Raw genomic sequence first — 16,567 nt, 5'->3', positions numbered from 1 at the left:
GGTCATGCCCTCAAGGCATGAGCCTCTTCACCGGTCGGCGAAGAGGCTTGCGTCGACCTTACAGCTCCGGATCTTCCGCGCCTGCGTAGATTTCCGAGTCCTTGTACAGATCATGCATGTGGCGCACCAGCACCATGATCACCGCAGCCACCGGCAGGGCCAGCAGAATGCCGGTAAAGCCGAACAGCTCGCCACCTGCGAGAATCGCGAAGATGACCGCGACCGGGTGCAGGCCGATGCGATCACCGACCAGCAATGGCGTCAGCACCATCCCCTCCAGGGCCTGACCGATCATGAACACCGCCACAATCCCCATCATCGGGTACAGGTCACCGCCAAACTGGAACAGCCCGGCCACCAGCGCCGAACCGATACCGATCACGAAACCCATGTAAGGCACGATGGCCGCCAGACCGGCAATGACGCCGATCAGCAGGCCCAGTTCCAGCCCGACCAGCATCAGACCGGCCGCGTAGATCACGCCAAGGCCGACCATCACCAGCAACTGACCGCGTATGAACGCGCCCAATACTTCATGGCACTCGCCCGCCAGCTTGACGATTTGCGCTTCACGCTGACGCGGCAGCAGGCCACGAATCTTGCCGGTCATGATGTCCCAGTCGCGCAGCAGGTAGAAACACACCACGGGAATCAGCACCAGGTTGGTCAGCCAGCCGATCAGCGCAAGGCTGGACGCAGTAGCCTGGGACAGCACGATAGAGACGATGTCCCCGGCCTGGCCCATATGCTCGGAGATGGCTGCCTTGATCTTGTCGAACTTCCAGAACCCGTCTGCCAGCCCGAACTTGGCCTGAACCCACGGCAACGCCGCGTGTTGCAGCCAGTCGAGGATCTGCGGCGCCAGTTCGTAGAGGCGGAACAACTGCTTGGCCAGCATCGGTACCAGAATCAGCAGCAACGCCATCAGCACCAGCGTGAACAGCCCGAAAACGACCACCACGCTCAGGGTTCTGGACAGTCCGGCGCGCTCCAGTCGATCCACCAGCGGATCGCCCATATAGGCCAGTAGCAATGCCACCAGAAAGGGAGTGAGGATTGGGTGCAACAGCACCACGAATGCGACCAGCAAGGCCAGGCCGCCGATCCAGAACCAACGCCGCATATCAGTCATCAATATCCCTCAAGCCAATAGAAAAGCGTTCTTGCCGGGTTACCAGCGGAAATAAAGCTGTGGCGCGGACGCCGGAACAATCATCGGTGCGGGCGCAGGTGCCGCAACAGGAGCAGCTCCATTCGCTGGCGCCACCGGCGCAGTTGCATCGACAGGCGCGGCAGGCGGCGTTGCGGTAGCGGTTGCCTCGGCTGCAGGCACTTCCTGCAATTTGGCCAGCGACAACTGCGAGCGTAGCTGATCGGTGCTGCCACTGACCTCAAACACCACTTTATCGCCTTCGACAGAACTCAGACGCACGCCGAACGGTTCGAGTAACTGAAGCAGTTGCGCATAGCGCTCCAGCGTCATGCCCTGAACCTGGATCAGCATGCCGGTCGACGCACCTGGCTTGGCAACGAAGCGCGGCGCCAGACGCTCGCTTACCGAGAGCAGCACCGCATCGGCCAACGCCTCGGAGGTGGCACCGGTTGCGGTGCCCTGTTCGCGCTGATCACCCAGCCACAAGCGCCATTTGCCCTGCCACTGACCGCCATCTTCCCTGGCGTGCACGGCCAGTATCGCGTCAGCGCCATAGCGCTCGGAGGCTTCCTTGAGCGGCGCAGGGTCAGTGCCCTCCAGGGTTTTCGCGTTACCGATACCCTGCTCGCTCAAATCAGCCAGCGGCAGGCGCAGTGGCAGTCCGCGGTGCTGAGCGGCCTGGCGCAAGGGTTCGGCGGCGGCCTGACCGTCGCCGACCAGATTCGAGCCTTCCACCGAGTCATTCAGCCACCAGCCGAGAATCGATGGGCGATTACTGCCCCAGATCGACAGACCCGCATCGTGCAGCGCACGGTCGGTGGTTGCCGGATCGAAGTCGACCAGCAGGGTTTCCGGCGGTCCGGCCTCGTAGCCGAACTGGCTAATGATCTGCTGCGGGTCTTTGCGCAGCGCGGCGATGGCCGAACCCTGCACGGCCTTGGCGTCCCCGGTCAGGCGCAGCACCAGGGTTTCGACGGCGGCCTGCGTGGCCCGCGTGCGTTCATCGGGCGACTGGCCATTGACCGGCTCGCGAACCTGATAAAGGTTGCTGACCGTTTCGGCAAGGCTGGGAAGGCTGATCAGGGACAGACAGCCGATTAGAAGAATTCTGGAAAAACGCATGGACAGTTCCCGAACGGAAAAAAGTAAAAAGAAGCTGTTTCAGCAGGTGTACAGGTCTGGGACAGACGTGAGCCACCCATCATTCAGTTCGCGCATAAAGTACACCCTAAACGTCCAGGCTCGCACTGACAGGCCACCTGGTTGAGGTTTATTTGGTGCAACACCGCCCTGTTGTCGGCGCAAGGATGGCCCCTGATGAGCAAGCCTGATAAAATCGCGCGCCTTCGCAGACCGGCAATCGCCATGGCCCCAACATTACCACCGCATGACAGCGCGGTGCTGAACGGGCCCTAACGCAGCGGTCGATACCTCCGAATCCCCCCTAAAGGCCTGGATTTTCTATGAGCAAGCAACCCTCCCTGAGCTATAAAGACGCCGGTGTAGACATCGACGCCGGTGAAGCATTGGTCGAACGCATCAAGAGCGTCGCCAAGCGCACCAAGCGTCCGGAAGTCATGGGCGGCCTGGGAGGCTTCGGCGCCCTCTGCGAAATCCCGGCCGGCTACAAGCAACCGGTTCTGGTTTCCGGCACCGACGGCGTGGGCACCAAGCTGCGTCTGGCGCTGAACCTGAACAAGCACGACACCATCGGCATCGACCTGGTCGCCATGTGCGTCAATGACCTGGTGGTCTGCGGTGCAGAGCCGTTATTCTTCCTCGATTACTACGCCACCGGCAAACTGAACGTCGACACCGCCGCTCAGGTCGTCACCGGCATCGGCGCCGGCTGCGAACTGGCCGGTTGCTCGCTGGTGGGTGGCGAAACCGCTGAAATGCCGGGGATGTACGAAGGCGAAGACTACGACCTCGCAGGCTTCTGCGTCGGCGTGGTGGAAAAGGCCGAGATCATCGACGGCTCGAAAGTCGCTGCCGGTGACGCCCTGCTCGCCCTGCCATCGTCCGGCCCGCACTCCAACGGTTACTCGCTGATCCGCAAGATCATCGAAGTGGCAGGCGCGGACATCGAGAACATCCAGCTGGACGGCAAACCGCTGACCGAACTGCTGATGGCGCCGACCCGCATCTACGTGAAGCCGTTGCTCAAGCTGATCAAGGAAACCGGCGCAGTCAAGGCCATGGCCCACATCACCGGTGGCGGCCTGCTCGACAATATTCCACGCGTACTGCCTGAAGGCGCTCAGGCCGTTGTCGACGTCGCCAGCTGGCAGCGTCCGGCCGTGTTCGACTGGCTGCAGCAGCAAGGCAACGTTGCGGAAAACGAGATGCACCGCGTGCTGAACTGCGGCGTGGGCATGGTGATCTGCGTCGCTCAGGAGCACGTTGAAGCGGCACTCAAGGTGCTGCGTGAAGCGGGCGAGCAGCCTTGGGTGATCGGCCAGATCGACACCGCTGCCGAAGGCGCAGCACAGGTCGAGCTGAAAAACCTCAAGGCGCATTGATGCCAGCCATCTGCGACGTCGTGGTGCTGCTGTCCGGCACCGGCGGCAACCTGCAAGCGATGATCGACAGCTTCAAGGACGGGGCTAGCCCCGTCCGCATCCGCGCGGTGATATCCAACCGCGCAGATGCGTTCGGCCTGCAACGCGCCCGAGACGCAGGCATCGAAACCTGCGTACTGGATCACACCGCGTACGAAGGTCGCGAGGCCTTCGATGCAGCGCTGATCGAACGGATCGACGCCTTCCAGCCACAGTTGGTCGTACTGGCCGGGTTCATGCGCATTCTCAGCGCAGGGTTCGTTCGCCACTATCACGGCCGTCTACTGAATATTCACCCTTCCCTGCTGCCGCGTTACAAAGGCTTGCACACGCACAAGCGTGCGCTGGAAGCCGGCGACACCGAGCATGGCTGCAGCGTGCATTTTGTTACCGAGGAACTCGATGGCGGCCCACTGGTCGTACAGGCAGTTATTTCGGTACAGTTGCACGACACGCCCGCAACGCTCGCGCAACGGGTCCATGTTCAAGAGCACCGTATTTACCCACTGGCCATTCGCTGGTTTGCCGAAGGCCGACTGAGCCTTGGTGAACAAGGTGCGTTACTCGATAGCCAGTTACTCCCGGCCAGCGGCCATCTGATTCGACATTAGGAGATACTATGCGTCGCGCTCTGCTCTTCGCTTTCGCTCTGCTCGCATTGCCTGCCGTACAGGCCGCAGACCTTCAACCCTTCTCCGCCAGCTACACCGCCGACTGGAAACAGCTGCCCATGAGCGGTACGGCTGAACGCAGCCTGGAAGCCGGCGCCAACGGCACCTGGACCTTGAGCTTCAAGGCCTCGATGATGATCGCCAGCCTGACTGAAGTCAGCACACTGAAGGTCGACAAGGACACCCTGCTGCCGCAGACCTACAGCTTCGAGCGCAGTGGTCTGGGCAAATCCAAGAAGGTCGATCTGGCGTTCGACTGGAACACCAAGTTCGTCACCGGCACCGACCGTGGCGATGCGATCAAGCTGCCGCTCAACCGTGGCATCCTCGACAAGTCCACCTATCAGCTGGCGTTGCAACATGACATCGCTGAGGGCAAGAAGAGCATGAGCTATCAGGTTGTCGACGGTGATGAAGTGGACACTTACGACTTCCGCGTGCTGGGTTCGGAAAAAGTCACCACCAAGACAGGCCAGGTCGATGCGATCAAGGTCGAGCGCGTGCGTGACCCGACGCAGAGCAAGCGCACCACCGTGCTGTGGTTCGCCAAGGACTGGGATTACCTGCTGGTCCGCCTGCAACAGGTCGAAACCGACGGCAAGGAATACAACATCGTCTTGCTGGACGGCACCGTCAACGGCAAAGCCGTCAAAGGCAGCTGATAGCCTTGACCGCCCGCACCACAGAGCCCCGCTTTTTAGCGGGGCTTTTTATTGGCTGAAGGCATGCGACGCAGAGCGCCGCACGATAGTCGCGCCGGCACCGGCCCCTTCGTGAGCAAGCTCACTCCCACGCCCTTCGGGCAGAAGCGCAGAGCATCGGGCACGATAGTTGAGGTTATCGTTCCGCACGCTCCAGCGTGGGAATGCAGGTCTCGACGCTCCGCGCCGCCAAGAGGACGCGGAGCGTCTGGAACGGCGTATCCAGGCGCGTTCGGACGAGCCGACAGCGCACCCGAAGCACATGAAACATCCTTCATTTTGCCACCACTGCGCTGTAAGCCTCGTCAAGCAAGGGCTGCAGAAGATCGATCAATTTCTGACCACCGGGGAACCTGAACAGGCTATTTACTTAGGCAGCTAACAAATCCTATAAAAGAGTCCTGCGACACATCGCCGCAGTATCCAGAGGCCTAACCATCGAGGCCATCAAAGTCAGGAGCTTACTACTATGACTGTCAGAGTTACTGAACGCGACGACGCCCACCTCTCTCACGAAGCCGTTGCCGACGGCATCCAGATCTGGGATGTACACCAACAGGACCAACTTGTCGGCATGTTCCACGTTGAGTCCGATGCCCTTCGCTATAAGGAAGAGCTGGAAGCGCTGGAAAGCCAGGGCAACCACTGAACAATTCCAAGAACAGAAAAAGACAAAACCCGCTGAATGCGGGTTTTGTTTTGACAACTCAATGACAGCGCCGTGGGCTTACCACATCAGATCGTCAGGCACCTGATACGCCGCGTACGGGTCGTCTGCATCCGGCGCTTCGGTCGGGGTGTTGAGCAGCACGATACGACGCGGGTCACGCTCCTGGATCTTCAGCGCAGCCTCACGCGGAATGATCTCGTAACCGCCACCGTGGTGAACGATGGCCAGTGAACCGCTGCTGAGCTTGTTGCGCACCATGGCGTTGACCGGGATACGCTTGACCTTCTTGTCGTCAACGAAGTTGTAGTAATCCTCGGTGATCAGCTTGGGCAGGCGCGACACTTCGATCAGTTGCTTGACCTGAGCAGTACGGGCCTTCTGCTCGACCTTCTCCTGCTGCTGACGGTTCAGCTCCTGATCACGCTTGGCCTTCTCGGCCATGGCCTCCTGGGCCGCACGCTTTTGCGAGTCATCGGCCTGCGCCTGACCCTTATGCACCAGACGCTGCTCTTTCTGCTTTTCTTTGCCGACCTGCTTGGCCTGCTTTTGGTTGACCAGACCTGCCTTGAGCAACTGATCGCGAAGGGAAAGGCTCATTGTCTACTCACTTATACCGTTACCGCACACTCAGCCGCAGCCGGGTGTGCTCTTTTCCTGACGTTTGGCTTCGCCCCACAACGCGTCCATTTCTTCGAGCGAGCACGCTTCGATAGGACGCTGCAGGTGGCGCAAAGCCTGTTCAATGAATCGGAAGCGTCTGTCGAACTTGCTATTGGCCGAGCGTAGCGCAGTTTCCGGGTCGACCTTAAGATGTCGGGCCAGGTTGACGACGCTGAACAGCAGGTCGCCGACTTCCTCGGCAATGCCCTCGGCGTCATTGTCGACCATGGCCTCAAGAATTTCATCGAGTTCTTCACGCACCTTGTCGACCACCGGCAAAGCCGCAGGCCAGTCGAAACCCACCTGCGCCGCACGCTTCTGCAGTTTGGCCGCACGACTCAACGCCGGCAAGGCCCGAGGCACGTCGTCGAGCAGCGACAACTGCTCGGGAACGCCAGCCTTTTCGGCACGCTCCTCGGCCTTGATTTCGTCCCAGCGAAGGTTGACCTGCTCGTCGGTCAGGCGCGGCGTTTCTGCCGACGCGTACAGCTCGCCGGTCGGAAACACGTGCGGATGGCGACGCAGCAACTTGCGGGTAATACCGTCGATCACATCGTCGAATTCAAACCGGCCTTCCTCTTTGGCCAACTGCGCATAGAAGACCACCTGAAACAGCAGGTCTCCCAACTCGCCTTTCAGATGGTCGAGGTCGCCCTGTTCAATGGCATCGGCCACTTCATAGGCTTCTTCCAGCGTGTGCGGCACGATGCTGGCGTAGGTCTGCTTCAGGTCCCACGGGCAGCCGAACTGCGGATCACGCAGCCGGGCCATGAGGTTGAGCAGGTCTTGAACTGTATACATGGGTTTCCTTCGGTCGCAGCGGTTTAGCTTCAAGCTGCAAGCTGCAAGCTGCAAGCCACCGCAATCCGCTTTAGCTTGCAGCTTGGAACTTGCAGCTTATAGCTGCCCCTAGGGCGTCCTGTTCCTGCGCGTTTCAATGATGTTCGGCAACTGGGAAATACGCCCCAGCAACCGCCCCAACGCGTCCAGACCCGGAATCTCGATGGTCAGGGACATAAGCGCTGTGTTGTCTTCCTTGTTCGAACGGGTGTTGACCGCCAGCACGTTGATCCGCTCGTTGAGCAGCACCTGGGTGACATCCCGGAGCAAGCCGGAACGGTCGTAGGCGCGGATGATGATGTCCACCGGATAGGTGAGCACCGGCACCGGTCCCCAGCTGACCTGAATGATCCGCTCGGGCTCGCGACCGCCCAGTTGCAGCACCGAAGCGCAATCCTGACGGTGAATGCTGACGCCACGACCCTGGGTGATATAACCGACGATGGCATCGCCCGGCAGCGGCTGGCAGCAGCCGGCCATCTGCGTCATCAGGTTGCCGACGCCCTGAATCTGAATATCGCCACGCTTGCCGGGCTTGTAGCCGGTGGCCTTGCGCGGGATCAGCTCCAGTTGTTCATTGACGCGATCAGGCTCGACCTGCTGCTGAGCCAGATTGACCAGTTGCGCCAGACGCAGATCGCCTGCGCCCAAGGCCGCGAACATGTCATCGGCCGTCTTGTGATTGGCCTTGTCCGCGAGCTTGTCGAAATCGACCTGTGGCAACGCCAGGCGCGCCAGTTCGCGTTCGATCAGGGTTCTGCCGGCAGCGACGTTCTGGTCGCGGGCCTGCAATTTGAACCAGTGAACAATCTTGGCCCGCGCCCGTGAGGTGGTGATGTACCCCAGGTTCGAGTTCAGCCAGTCGCGGCTCGGCGTACCGTGCTTGCTGGTGATGATTTCGACCTGCTCGCCGGTCTGCAGGCTGTAGTTGAGCGGTACGATTCGACCATTGATCTTCGCACCCCGGCAGTTGTGGCCGATTTCGGTGTGCACCCGATAGGCGAAGTCCAGTGGTGTCGCGCCCTTGGGCAGGTCGATGGCGTGGCCGTCCGGGGTGAAGACGTAGACGCGGTCAGGCTCGATATCGACCCGCAGCTGATCGGCCAGACCGCCGATGTCGCCCAGCTCTTCATGCCATTCGAGCACCTGACGCAGCCAGGAAATCTTCTCTTCATAATGATTGGAGCCGGATTTGACGTCGGTGCCTTTATAGCGCCAGTGCGCACACACGCCCAGCTCGGCCTCTTCATGCATGGCGTGGGTGCGGATCTGCACTTCCAGCACCTTGCCTTCCGGCCCGATCACGGCGGTATGCAGCGAGCGATAGCCGTTTTCCTTGGGGTTGGCGATGTAGTCGTCGAACTCTTTGGGAATATGCCGCCACAAGGTATGCACGATACCCAGCGCGGTGTAGCAATCGCGCATTTCCGGGACCAGCACACGCAGCGCACGCACGTCATAGATCTGGCTGAAGGCCAGGCCCTTGCGCTGCATTTTGCGCCAGATGGAATAGATATGCTTGGCACGCCCGCTGATGTCAGCGGTCACGCCGGTGGCCTGCAGTTCGTTGTCGAGCTGGGACATGACGTCGCTGATGAAGCGCTCGCGGTCCAGCCTGCGTTCATGCAGCAGCTTGGCGATCTGCTTGTATTGATCAGGCTCCAGGTAGCGGAAGGACAGGTCCTCCAGCTCCCACTTGATGTGACCGATGCCCAGGCGGTGGGCCAGCGGAGCATAGATGTCGAAGACTTCGCGGGCCACACGGTTGCGTTTTTCGTCGTCGGCGTTCTTTACCGCACGAATCGCGCAGGTACGCTCGGCCAGCTTGATCAGTGCAACACGAACGTCGTCGACCATCGCCACCAGCATCTTGCGCAGGTTTTCGACCTGCGCCTGACTGCCGAGCACCAATGACTGACGAGGGCTGAGACTGGCGCTGATCGCGGCCATGCGCAGCACGCCGTCGATCAGCTTGGCGACCGTTGCGCCAAAGCGCTGCTCGACTTCAGGCAGCGCAATGAGACCTTCACGCACGCCACGGTAAATGACCGCAGCGATCAGCGAGTCCTGATCCAGCTTGAGGTCAGCCAGGATCTCCGCGATTTCCAGACCGGTCTGAAAACTGGAGGTGCCCTCTGCCCAATGATTCTTGTGGGCCTTGTCGGTCTGCTCGGCTTCCCGGGCAAATTCACAGGCCTTTTTCATGACTTCCCGGTCCAGGACCAGGTCGACGCTGACAATATGATCGAGCCACGCGTCGAGATTGATACTGCCGTCTGTGTTTATCGGCTGGTTCGCTCTCACCTGTACCATGCTGCTTACCTTCCCTACGGCGCGATGAATAGCGCCATCAGTCGCCAGCCTTCTGAGCGAATGCCACTTGCCGGGCAAGCAAGGACCGGCATTCGCGGGCCAGTCGGATTAAATGAGATTCCTTGTCAGCAACGACCTCGTTCCAGTGAACGCTGCTCACTTACTCATTTCAAATAAAGCCATCGCCTCGACATGCGCCGTCTGCGGAAACATATCGAGGATTCCGGCACGTTTTAACCGGTAGCCCTGACGGATCAGTTCGACCGCGTCACGAGCCAAAGTTGCCGGATTACATGAAACATAGAGCAGTCGCCGGGCCCCCGTCTTTCTGATTTGACGGACCACTTCAAAGGCCCCATCACGCGGTGGGTCCAAGAGTACCGCAGAAAACCCTTCTGCCGCCCAGTCGGCATGTGTCAGCGGCTGCGAAAGATCCGCCTGAAAAAACTGCACATTGTGCAGATCATTACTCATTGCGTTGACGGCTGCACGCTCGACCATGGTCGCAACGCCTTCAACCGCCACCACTTCCCTGGCCAGACCCGCCAGCGGCAAGGCGAAATTGCCCAGACCACAGAACAGGTCCATGACACGTTCGTCTTTTGCAGGCGCCAGCCATTGCATAGCCTGCTCGATCATCGCGGTGTTGACCGCCGCGTTGACCTGAATGAAATCTCCCGGTCGCCAGGCCAAGTGCAGGTTCCACGGCTCCAGCCGGTAGCCCAGCGTATCGCCAGGGCTGGCCGGTTGGGGCTCGCCGTCACCATGCAGCCACAGCTGCGCGCCATGCCTGGAGCAAAACGCTTGCAACAGCGCCAGATCGGCCTCGGCAAGCGGCGCGGTGTGGCGCAACAACACAGCAGTCGCCACACCACTGAACAGCTCGACATGACCCAGCGACTGCGGCTTGCTGAAACTTTTCAGCATGCCAGGCAGCTCATTCATGATGGGTTGCAAGGCCTGTACCAGCACCGGACAGTGTTCGATGCTGACGATGTCCTGGCTGGCGGCTGCGCGAAACCCCACCTCCAGCCTTTTGGCCTTGGCATCCCAGCGAACCGCGACCCGCGCGCGTCGGCGATAGGCCAGCTCGGCACCGCTCAAAGGTGCCGCCCATTCATCCGGCACAACATTCGCCACGCGCAGCAACTGCTCGGCGAGCATGCGCTGTTTCAGGGCAAGCTGTTCTTCGTGGGGCACATGCTGAACACTGCAGCCACCACAGCGACCGAAATACTCACAGGCCGGAGCGCGACGCATGGCGCTGGCGGTGAAGACCCGCTCGGTGCGCGCCTCGACGACCTTGCCGCGCGCATTGAGCACGCGCGCCTCGACCTCTTCGCCTGCCAGACTGCCGGCGACAAACCAGGTTTTGCCCTCGAGAAAGGCGATACCGCGACCGTCGTCGGACAGCCGCTCGATGGTCAGCCGCTGCTTTTTACCGGTAGGAATCTGTACGGTTTTAACGCCGCCCGCAGGCTGAAAGCGCAAACCTCTTTCATGCTTGGCCATCAGTTGGGCGAATCATAGACGCCGGTCGACAGGTAACGGTCGCCTCGGTCACAGATGATCGCCACAATCACGGCGTTTTCGACTTCCTGGGAAATACGCAACGCCCCGGCGACCGAACCACCGGACGACACGCCACAGAAGATGCCTTCTTCGCGGGCCAGTCGACGCATGGTGTCTTCGGCTTCGGTCTGGCCCATGTCGATGATGCGGTCGACACGGTCCGACTGATAGATTTTCGGCAGGTATTCGTACGGCCAGCGGCGAATACCGGGGATCGAGGCGCCCTCCATCGGTTGCAGGCCGACGATCTGCACGTCCGGATTCTGCTCCTTGAGGTAGCGCGAGGTGCCCATGATGGTGCCAGTGGTGCCCATCGAACTGACGAAATGGGTCACGGTACCGCCCGTCTGCCGCCAGATTTCCGGACCGGTGGAGGTGTAATGCGCTTCAGGATTGTCGCCATTGGCAAATTGATCGAGCACTTTGCCGCGCCCTTCGGCCTGCATGCGCTCGGCCAGATCGCGAGCACCTTCCATGCCCTGGTCCTTGCTGACAGAAATCAGCTCGGCACCATAGGCGGTCATCGCGGCCTTGCGTTCGGCACTGGAGTTGTCCGGCATGATCAGAATCATCCGGTAGCCCTTGATCGCCGCGGCCATGGCCAGCGCGATCCCGGTATTGCCGGAGGTGGCTTCGATCAGTGTGTCACCCGGCTGGATCTGGCCGCGCAACTCGGCGCGGGTGATCATCGACAAGGCCGGGCGGTCTTTTACCGAGCCAGCGGGGTTGTTACCTTCGAGTTTCAACAGGAGGGTATTGCTGGTGTTACCCGCCATGCGTTGCAGACGCACCAGCGGGGTGTTGCCGACGCAATCGGCAATGGTTTGATACTGCAGGGTCATGGCGTCTTCGCAATCCAGACTGCGGGGGGTGCCTATCATAACGGCAAAAGGCCAAAGCCCATATCACGCAAAGTGCGCTGCTTATTCCCAAAAAGAATAAACGCTGATTTTTCCACTGCCGCCCCGCCCTGCACAGAGAGTAAGGTGCCCATGCCGATGGTAAATGGCTAAACTCATTCCCTTGTGCCGATACAGCAAGGCAGCCGATGCCTGATATCGACGGACTGATACATGTTGCCGGAGGAAGAGCGTGCTGACCAAGCTGGGTATAAAAGGCCGTGTGCTGCTACTGACTATTTTGCCTGCCAGCCTGATGGCGGCGACGCTCGGTGGTTATTTCACCTGGATGCAGTTGAGCGAACTGCAAAGCCAACTGCTGCAACGCGGCGAAATGATCGCCCAGGATCTGGCGCCGCTTGCCGCCAATGCCCTGGGGCGCAAGGATAAAGTGCTGCTCAGTCGCATTGCCACCCAGACGCTGGAGCAGGCCGACGTGCGCGCCGTGTCGTTTCTCGACACCGATCGAACGGTATTGGCCCACGCCGGGCCGACCATGATCAGCCCGTCGCCGATTGGCAGCGCCTCGCAGTTGCTCAGTTCCACCGGCACCGATGCCACGCGCTACCTGCTGCCGGTATTCGGCAGTCAACGCCATCTGACCAGCCCGATCATCCCTGCCGAAGCCGATACCCTGCTGGGCTGGGTCGAGCTTGAAATCTCCCATAACGGCACGCTGCTGCGCGGTTACCGAAGCCTGTTTGCCAGCCTGCTGCTGATCCTGACCGGGCTGGCGTTTACCGCGACCCTCGCGGTACGCATGAGCCGCACCATCAACGGGCCGATGAGCCAGATCAAGCAGGCGGTTTCGCAACTCAAGGACGGCAATCTGGAAACCCGCCTGCCACCGCTGGGCAGCCGGGAGCTGGACGAGCTGGCGTCGGGCATCAACCGCATGGCGGCGACGCTACAGAACGCGCAGGAAGAACTGCAACTGAGCATCGATCAGGCAACCGAGGATGTGCGACAGAATCTGGAGACCATCGAAATCCAGAACATCGAACTCGATCTGGCACGCAAGGAAGCGCTTGAAGCAAGCCGGATCAAGTCCGAATTCCTGGCCAACATGAGCCATGAAATCCGCACGCCGCTGAATGGCATTCTGGGCTTCACCCATTTGCTGCAAAAAAGCGAGCTGACCCCCCGCCAGTTCGACTATCTGGGCACCATCGAAAAGTCCGCAGACAACCTGTTGAGCATCATCAACGAGATTCTCGACTTCTCGAAGATCGAGGCCGGCAAGCTGGTGCTCGACAATATTCCGTTCAACCTGCGCGATCTGTTGCAGGACACCTTGACCATCCTCGCCCCGGCGGCGCACGCCAAACAGCTGGAGCTGGTCAGTCTGGTGTACCGCGATACGCCACTGGCGCTGTCCGGTGACCCGCTGCGTCTGCGGCAGATCCTGACCAATCTGGTCAGCAACGCGATCAAATTCACCCGCGAAGGCACGATCGTCGCGCGCGCCATGCTCGAGGACGAAACCGAAGAGCACGCGCAGCTGCGCATCAGCGTGCAGGACACCGGGATCGGCCTGTCCAGCCAGGATGTCCGAGCACTGTTCCAGGCCTTCAGCCAGGCCGACAATTCTCTTTCGCGTCAACCGGGCGGTACCGGGCTGGGTCTGGTGATCTCCAAACGCCTGATCGAGCAGATGGGCGGCGAAATCGGTGTCGACAGCACGCCGGGCGAAGGTTCGGAATTCTGGATCAGCCTGAAACTGCCCAAGGCCCGTGAAGACAAGGAAGAATCACTCAATATTCCGCTCGGAGGCCTGCGCGCCGCAGTACTTGAACATCATGACCTGGCGCGTCAGGCGCTGGAGCATCAGCTGGAAGACTGCGGCCTGCAGACCATCGTGTTCAATAATCTGGAAAACCTGCTCAACGGCGTGACCGCAGCGCACGAAACGCCAGCAGCCATCGATCTGGCGGTACTGGGCGTGACGGCGCTGGAAATCTCTCCTGAACGGCTGCGCCAGCACATCTGGGACCTGGAAAACCTCAACTGCAAGGTCATGGTGCTGTGCCCGACCACCGAGCACGCGCTGTTCCAGCTGGCGGTCCACGATGTCTACACGCAACTGCAGGCCAAGCCCGCATGCACCCGCAAACTGCAAAAAGCCCTGTCCGAGCTGATCGCGCCGCGAGCGGTGCGTACCGATATCGGCCCGCCACTGTCGAGCCGCGCACCGCGAGTGCTGTGCGTGGACGACAACCCGGCCAACCTGCTACTGGTACAGACCCTGCTCGAAGACATGGGCGCTGAAGTGGTCGCTGTCGAGGGCGGTTACGCGGCGGTCAATGCGGTACAGCAAGAAGCGTTCGATCTGGTGTTGATGGACGTGCAGATGCCCGGCATGGACGGCCGGCAGGCCACCGAGGCGATCCGCGCCTGGGAAGCCGAACGCAACCAGAGTTCGCTGCCGATCGTAGCCCTCACCGCGCATGCGATGGCCAATGAAAAGCGCTCACTGCTGCAAAGCGGTATGGACGACTACCTGACCAAGCCGATCAGCGAACGGCAACTGGCGCAGGTGGTGCTCAAGTGGACCGGGCTGGCGCTGCGCAACCCTGCGCCGGAACGCCAGAATGAAGCGCTTGAGGTGCATGTCGGGCCGCTGGTGCTGGATCATGAAGAAGGGTTGCGCCTGGCGGCAGGCAAGGCGGATCTTGCCGCCGACATGCTGGCCATGCTGCTGGCTTCCCTGGATGCCGACCGCGAGGCCATTCGTGCGGCGCGTGCCAGCCAGGATGTGCACGCGTTGATCGAACGCATCCACCGTCTGCACGGCGCAACGCGGTATTGCGGCGTTCCTCAACTGCGCAGTGCCTGCCAGCGCGCCGAAACCCTGCTCAAGCAAGACGCTCCGCACACCGAAGAGGCCCTGAACGATCTGGACAAGGCCATCATTCGCCTGGAAGCCGAGGCGCGGGTCATGGCTTGAGCGTGCGGCGGGACACCTTTCGTGCCTGACGCTCCAGCGTGGGCGGAGCATGTTAGGATGCGCGCAATTTTGGAGGACCCATGGTCGAACACGATTTTCGCTACAGCATGCTTAACCCTCAGCACACGCTGACCGAATGCCGAACTCTGGCGCCCGGTCGCTATCAGGTCACCGGCAACGGCGGCTCGATTCACGACAACGACCAGTTGTTGGTGACCATCAAAGGCAGTAAAAGCCTGCACATGCGCCTCACCGTCGAGAAAGTCCGGCACCTGATCAACCCGCCCGGCCAGTGGATTGCGGTGGCCAAAGGCCCGGTATTCGACGAGTTGGCAATTCATCAGTGGAAAGTGAATTGCGACAGCTGCGCCGCCGAACTGAACTTCGAGTTCATGGTAGAGAGCAAGCTGGGCGTCAAGGCGCAGAAACCGGCCGCTACCGCGCGCATCGCGGAGCTGGGCTGGAAAACCGATGGCGAGAAGCACTTCTGCAAGAAGTGCCAGGAGAAAGCGGCATGAAACAGTTTGCGCTCCTGAGCCTGATCGGCGGCGCGCTGCTGGTTGGTTGTACTGCTGACCCGCTGCCGATCCAGCAGGATCACAGCTATGTAACCGAGTGGATCGGCGAGCGTCCGCTGATTGATAACAGTCGTTTGACCATGACGCTGGGTGCCGATGGCCGTGCGTATGGCAATGCGGGCTGCAACCATTGGTTTGCGCCCTATACGCTGAACGATCACAGCATCAGTTTCGGTCCGCTGGGCAAGACGCGCAAGATGTGCGCGCCGGCGCTGATGGAGCAGGAGCAGCGTTTTATCAAGGCGATGAGCAGTGTTCAGCGCTGGGATATCTCGCCCATCGAGCAGTTGCGTCTGTGGCCAACGCAGGGCAAGCCGTTGCGTTTCTGGCTGGAAGATAGCTGATTGTAACTATCTCAGCGTAACTTGCGACACAGAGCGTCTAGAACTGCATTCCCACGCTGGAGCGCAGGGAACGATCACTATCGTGCGACGCTCCGCGTCGCATGCCGTTCTGGACGCTCCGCGTCCTCGTTGCTACGCCAAGCGTCGAAAATCGATCCGATCAGCCCTCGCCGCGCAGTGTCTTGAGCTTCTGGATCACGGTCGCGGCTGATTGTTCGCCTAGCAGTTGTTCGCGCATCTTGCCCTTGTCGTCGATGATGTAGGTCACCGGCAGTGCCTCGGAGGGCGGCAGGCTGTATTGCTCGGCCGGGTCCTGGGCGAGCACGGTGAATTTGATGCCCAGTGCATTGGCAGCGCTTTTCAGTTCGTCGCCCTGCAGGTTGTCGAAGTTGACCCCCAGCACGGTGACTTTCTGGTCCTTGAGCTGCTCGGACAATGCATTGAACTCCGGAACCTCGGTGCGGCAAGGGCCACACCATTCGGCCCAGTAGTTGACCACTAGCCAGTGCCCCTTGATGCGCTCGCTGGCGACCTTCTGGCCATTCTGATCATTGCCCAGGTCCACGCCACATCCGCTGAGCAGCAAACTGCCGAAAAGTATTACCGCTGCTGTTAATCGCCTTGCCATTTGCTTGTTTCCTCGCCCCGTTCAACCTGC

The 16,567-nt window shown here is 60.6% G+C and carries 15 protein-coding genes; 7 read left to right on the top strand and 8 right to left on the bottom strand.

Annotation, left to right across the window (positions count from 1 at the left end; genetic code table 11):
• Positions 1-58: 58 nt before the first annotated feature.
• A complete protein-coding gene (locus JOE34_RS13435; protein WP_003404282.1) occupies positions 59-1,132 on the bottom strand; it encodes an AI-2E family transporter in 1,074 nt (357 codons plus the stop codon).
• A gap of 39 nt (positions 1,133-1,171) precedes the next feature.
• On the bottom strand, positions 1,172-2,275 hold the full coding sequence (locus tag JOE34_RS13430) for a DUF2066 domain-containing protein (protein WP_209995956.1): 1,104 nt from the start codon (positions 2,273-2,275) through the stop codon (positions 1,172-1,174).
• 341 nt (positions 2,276-2,616) lie between these two features.
• Between JOE34_RS13430 and purM the strand changes: the two genes are divergently transcribed.
• From purM to JOE34_RS13410, 4 genes are all read left to right on the top strand, one after another.
• Positions 2,617-3,675 carry a phosphoribosylformylglycinamidine cyclo-ligase gene (gene purM / locus JOE34_RS13425; RefSeq protein ID WP_209995948.1) on the top strand — a complete coding sequence of 353 codons (1,059 nt, stop codon included), beginning with the start codon at positions 2,617-2,619 and terminating at the stop codon, positions 3,673-3,675.
• The gene (purN, locus tag JOE34_RS13420; RefSeq protein WP_017279531.1) at positions 3,675-4,325 is read left to right on the top strand and encodes a phosphoribosylglycinamide formyltransferase; all 651 of its coding nucleotides are present in this window, start codon (positions 3,675-3,677) and stop codon (positions 4,323-4,325) included. Before purM ends, purN begins: the two co-directional genes overlap by 1 nt.
• 8 nt (positions 4,326-4,333) lie before the next feature.
• On the top strand, positions 4,334-5,047 hold the full coding sequence (locus JOE34_RS13415; RefSeq protein ID WP_003305121.1) for a DUF3108 domain-containing protein: 714 nt from the start codon (positions 4,334-4,336) through the stop codon (positions 5,045-5,047).
• 508 nt (positions 5,048-5,555) lie between these two features.
• A complete protein-coding gene (locus tag JOE34_RS13410; RefSeq protein WP_002554613.1) occupies positions 5,556-5,735 on the top strand; it encodes a hypothetical protein in 180 nt (59 codons plus the stop codon).
• Positions 5,736-5,813: 78 nt separating this feature from the next.
• Here JOE34_RS13410 and JOE34_RS13405 read toward each other — a convergent pair whose 3' ends face one another.
• The 5 genes from JOE34_RS13405 to cysM all read right to left on the bottom strand — a co-directional run bounded on the left by JOE34_RS13405 (position 5,814) and on the right by cysM (position 11,983).
• Complete coding sequence (locus JOE34_RS13405; protein ID WP_003314606.1) at positions 5,814-6,353, bottom strand: DUF2058 domain-containing protein; 540 nt, start codon at positions 6,351-6,353, stop codon at positions 5,814-5,816.
• A gap of 30 nt (positions 6,354-6,383) precedes the next feature.
• Positions 6,384-7,217, bottom strand: coding sequence for a nucleoside triphosphate pyrophosphohydrolase (gene mazG, locus JOE34_RS13400; RefSeq protein WP_209995938.1), 834 nt, complete (start codon positions 7,215-7,217; stop codon positions 6,384-6,386).
• A gap of 108 nt (positions 7,218-7,325) precedes the next feature.
• The gene (gene relA / locus JOE34_RS13395) at positions 7,326-9,569 is read right to left on the bottom strand and encodes a GTP diphosphokinase (protein WP_032612245.1); all 2,244 of its coding nucleotides are present in this window, start codon (positions 9,567-9,569) and stop codon (positions 7,326-7,328) included.
• A gap of 156 nt (positions 9,570-9,725) precedes the next feature.
• Complete coding sequence (rlmD, locus tag JOE34_RS13390) at positions 9,726-11,081, bottom strand: 23S rRNA (uracil(1939)-C(5))-methyltransferase RlmD (protein WP_003424955.1); 1,356 nt, start codon at positions 11,079-11,081, stop codon at positions 9,726-9,728.
• Positions 11,081-11,983: a cysteine synthase CysM gene (gene cysM / locus JOE34_RS13385; RefSeq protein ID WP_024664402.1), complete on the bottom strand. Its 903-nt coding sequence runs from the start codon at positions 11,981-11,983 to the stop codon at positions 11,081-11,083. The genes rlmD and cysM overlap by 1 nt, the downstream gene beginning before the upstream one ends.
• A 250-nt stretch (positions 11,984-12,233) precedes the next feature.
• Here cysM and JOE34_RS13380 point away from each other — a divergent pair, with 250 nt between their 5' ends.
• The 3 genes from JOE34_RS13380 (at position 12,234) to JOE34_RS13370 (ending at position 15,909) form a co-directional block, all read left to right on the top strand.
• Positions 12,234-14,987, top strand: a complete 2,754-nt coding sequence (locus JOE34_RS13380; RefSeq protein ID WP_024649972.1) for a response regulator — start codon at positions 12,234-12,236, stop codon at positions 14,985-14,987.
• Positions 14,988-15,067: 80 nt separating this feature from the next.
• Complete coding sequence (locus JOE34_RS13375) at positions 15,068-15,505, top strand: hypothetical protein (protein ID WP_003314595.1); 438 nt, start codon at positions 15,068-15,070, stop codon at positions 15,503-15,505.
• Positions 15,502-15,909 (top strand): META domain-containing protein, encoded by a 408-nt coding sequence (locus JOE34_RS13370; RefSeq protein WP_046266894.1) that lies wholly within the window; start codon positions 15,502-15,504, stop codon positions 15,907-15,909. Before JOE34_RS13375 ends, JOE34_RS13370 begins: the two co-directional genes overlap by 4 nt.
• Before the next feature lie 160 nt (positions 15,910-16,069).
• On the opposite strand, the gene JOE34_RS13365 is transcribed toward JOE34_RS13370, so the two are convergent.
• Positions 16,070-16,537, bottom strand: coding sequence for a TlpA disulfide reductase family protein (locus JOE34_RS13365; RefSeq protein WP_004416738.1), 468 nt, complete (start codon positions 16,535-16,537; stop codon positions 16,070-16,072).
• Positions 16,538-16,567: the final 30 nt, after the last annotated feature.

It is taken from the genome of Pseudomonas sp. PvP028, from assembly GCF_017832255.1.
GTDB classification, from domain to species: domain Bacteria; phylum Pseudomonadota; class Gammaproteobacteria; order Pseudomonadales; family Pseudomonadaceae; genus Aquipseudomonas; species Aquipseudomonas syringae.
Note: the sequence above shows the minus strand (reverse complement) of the source record. Positions and strands in the feature narration are given on the sequence as shown.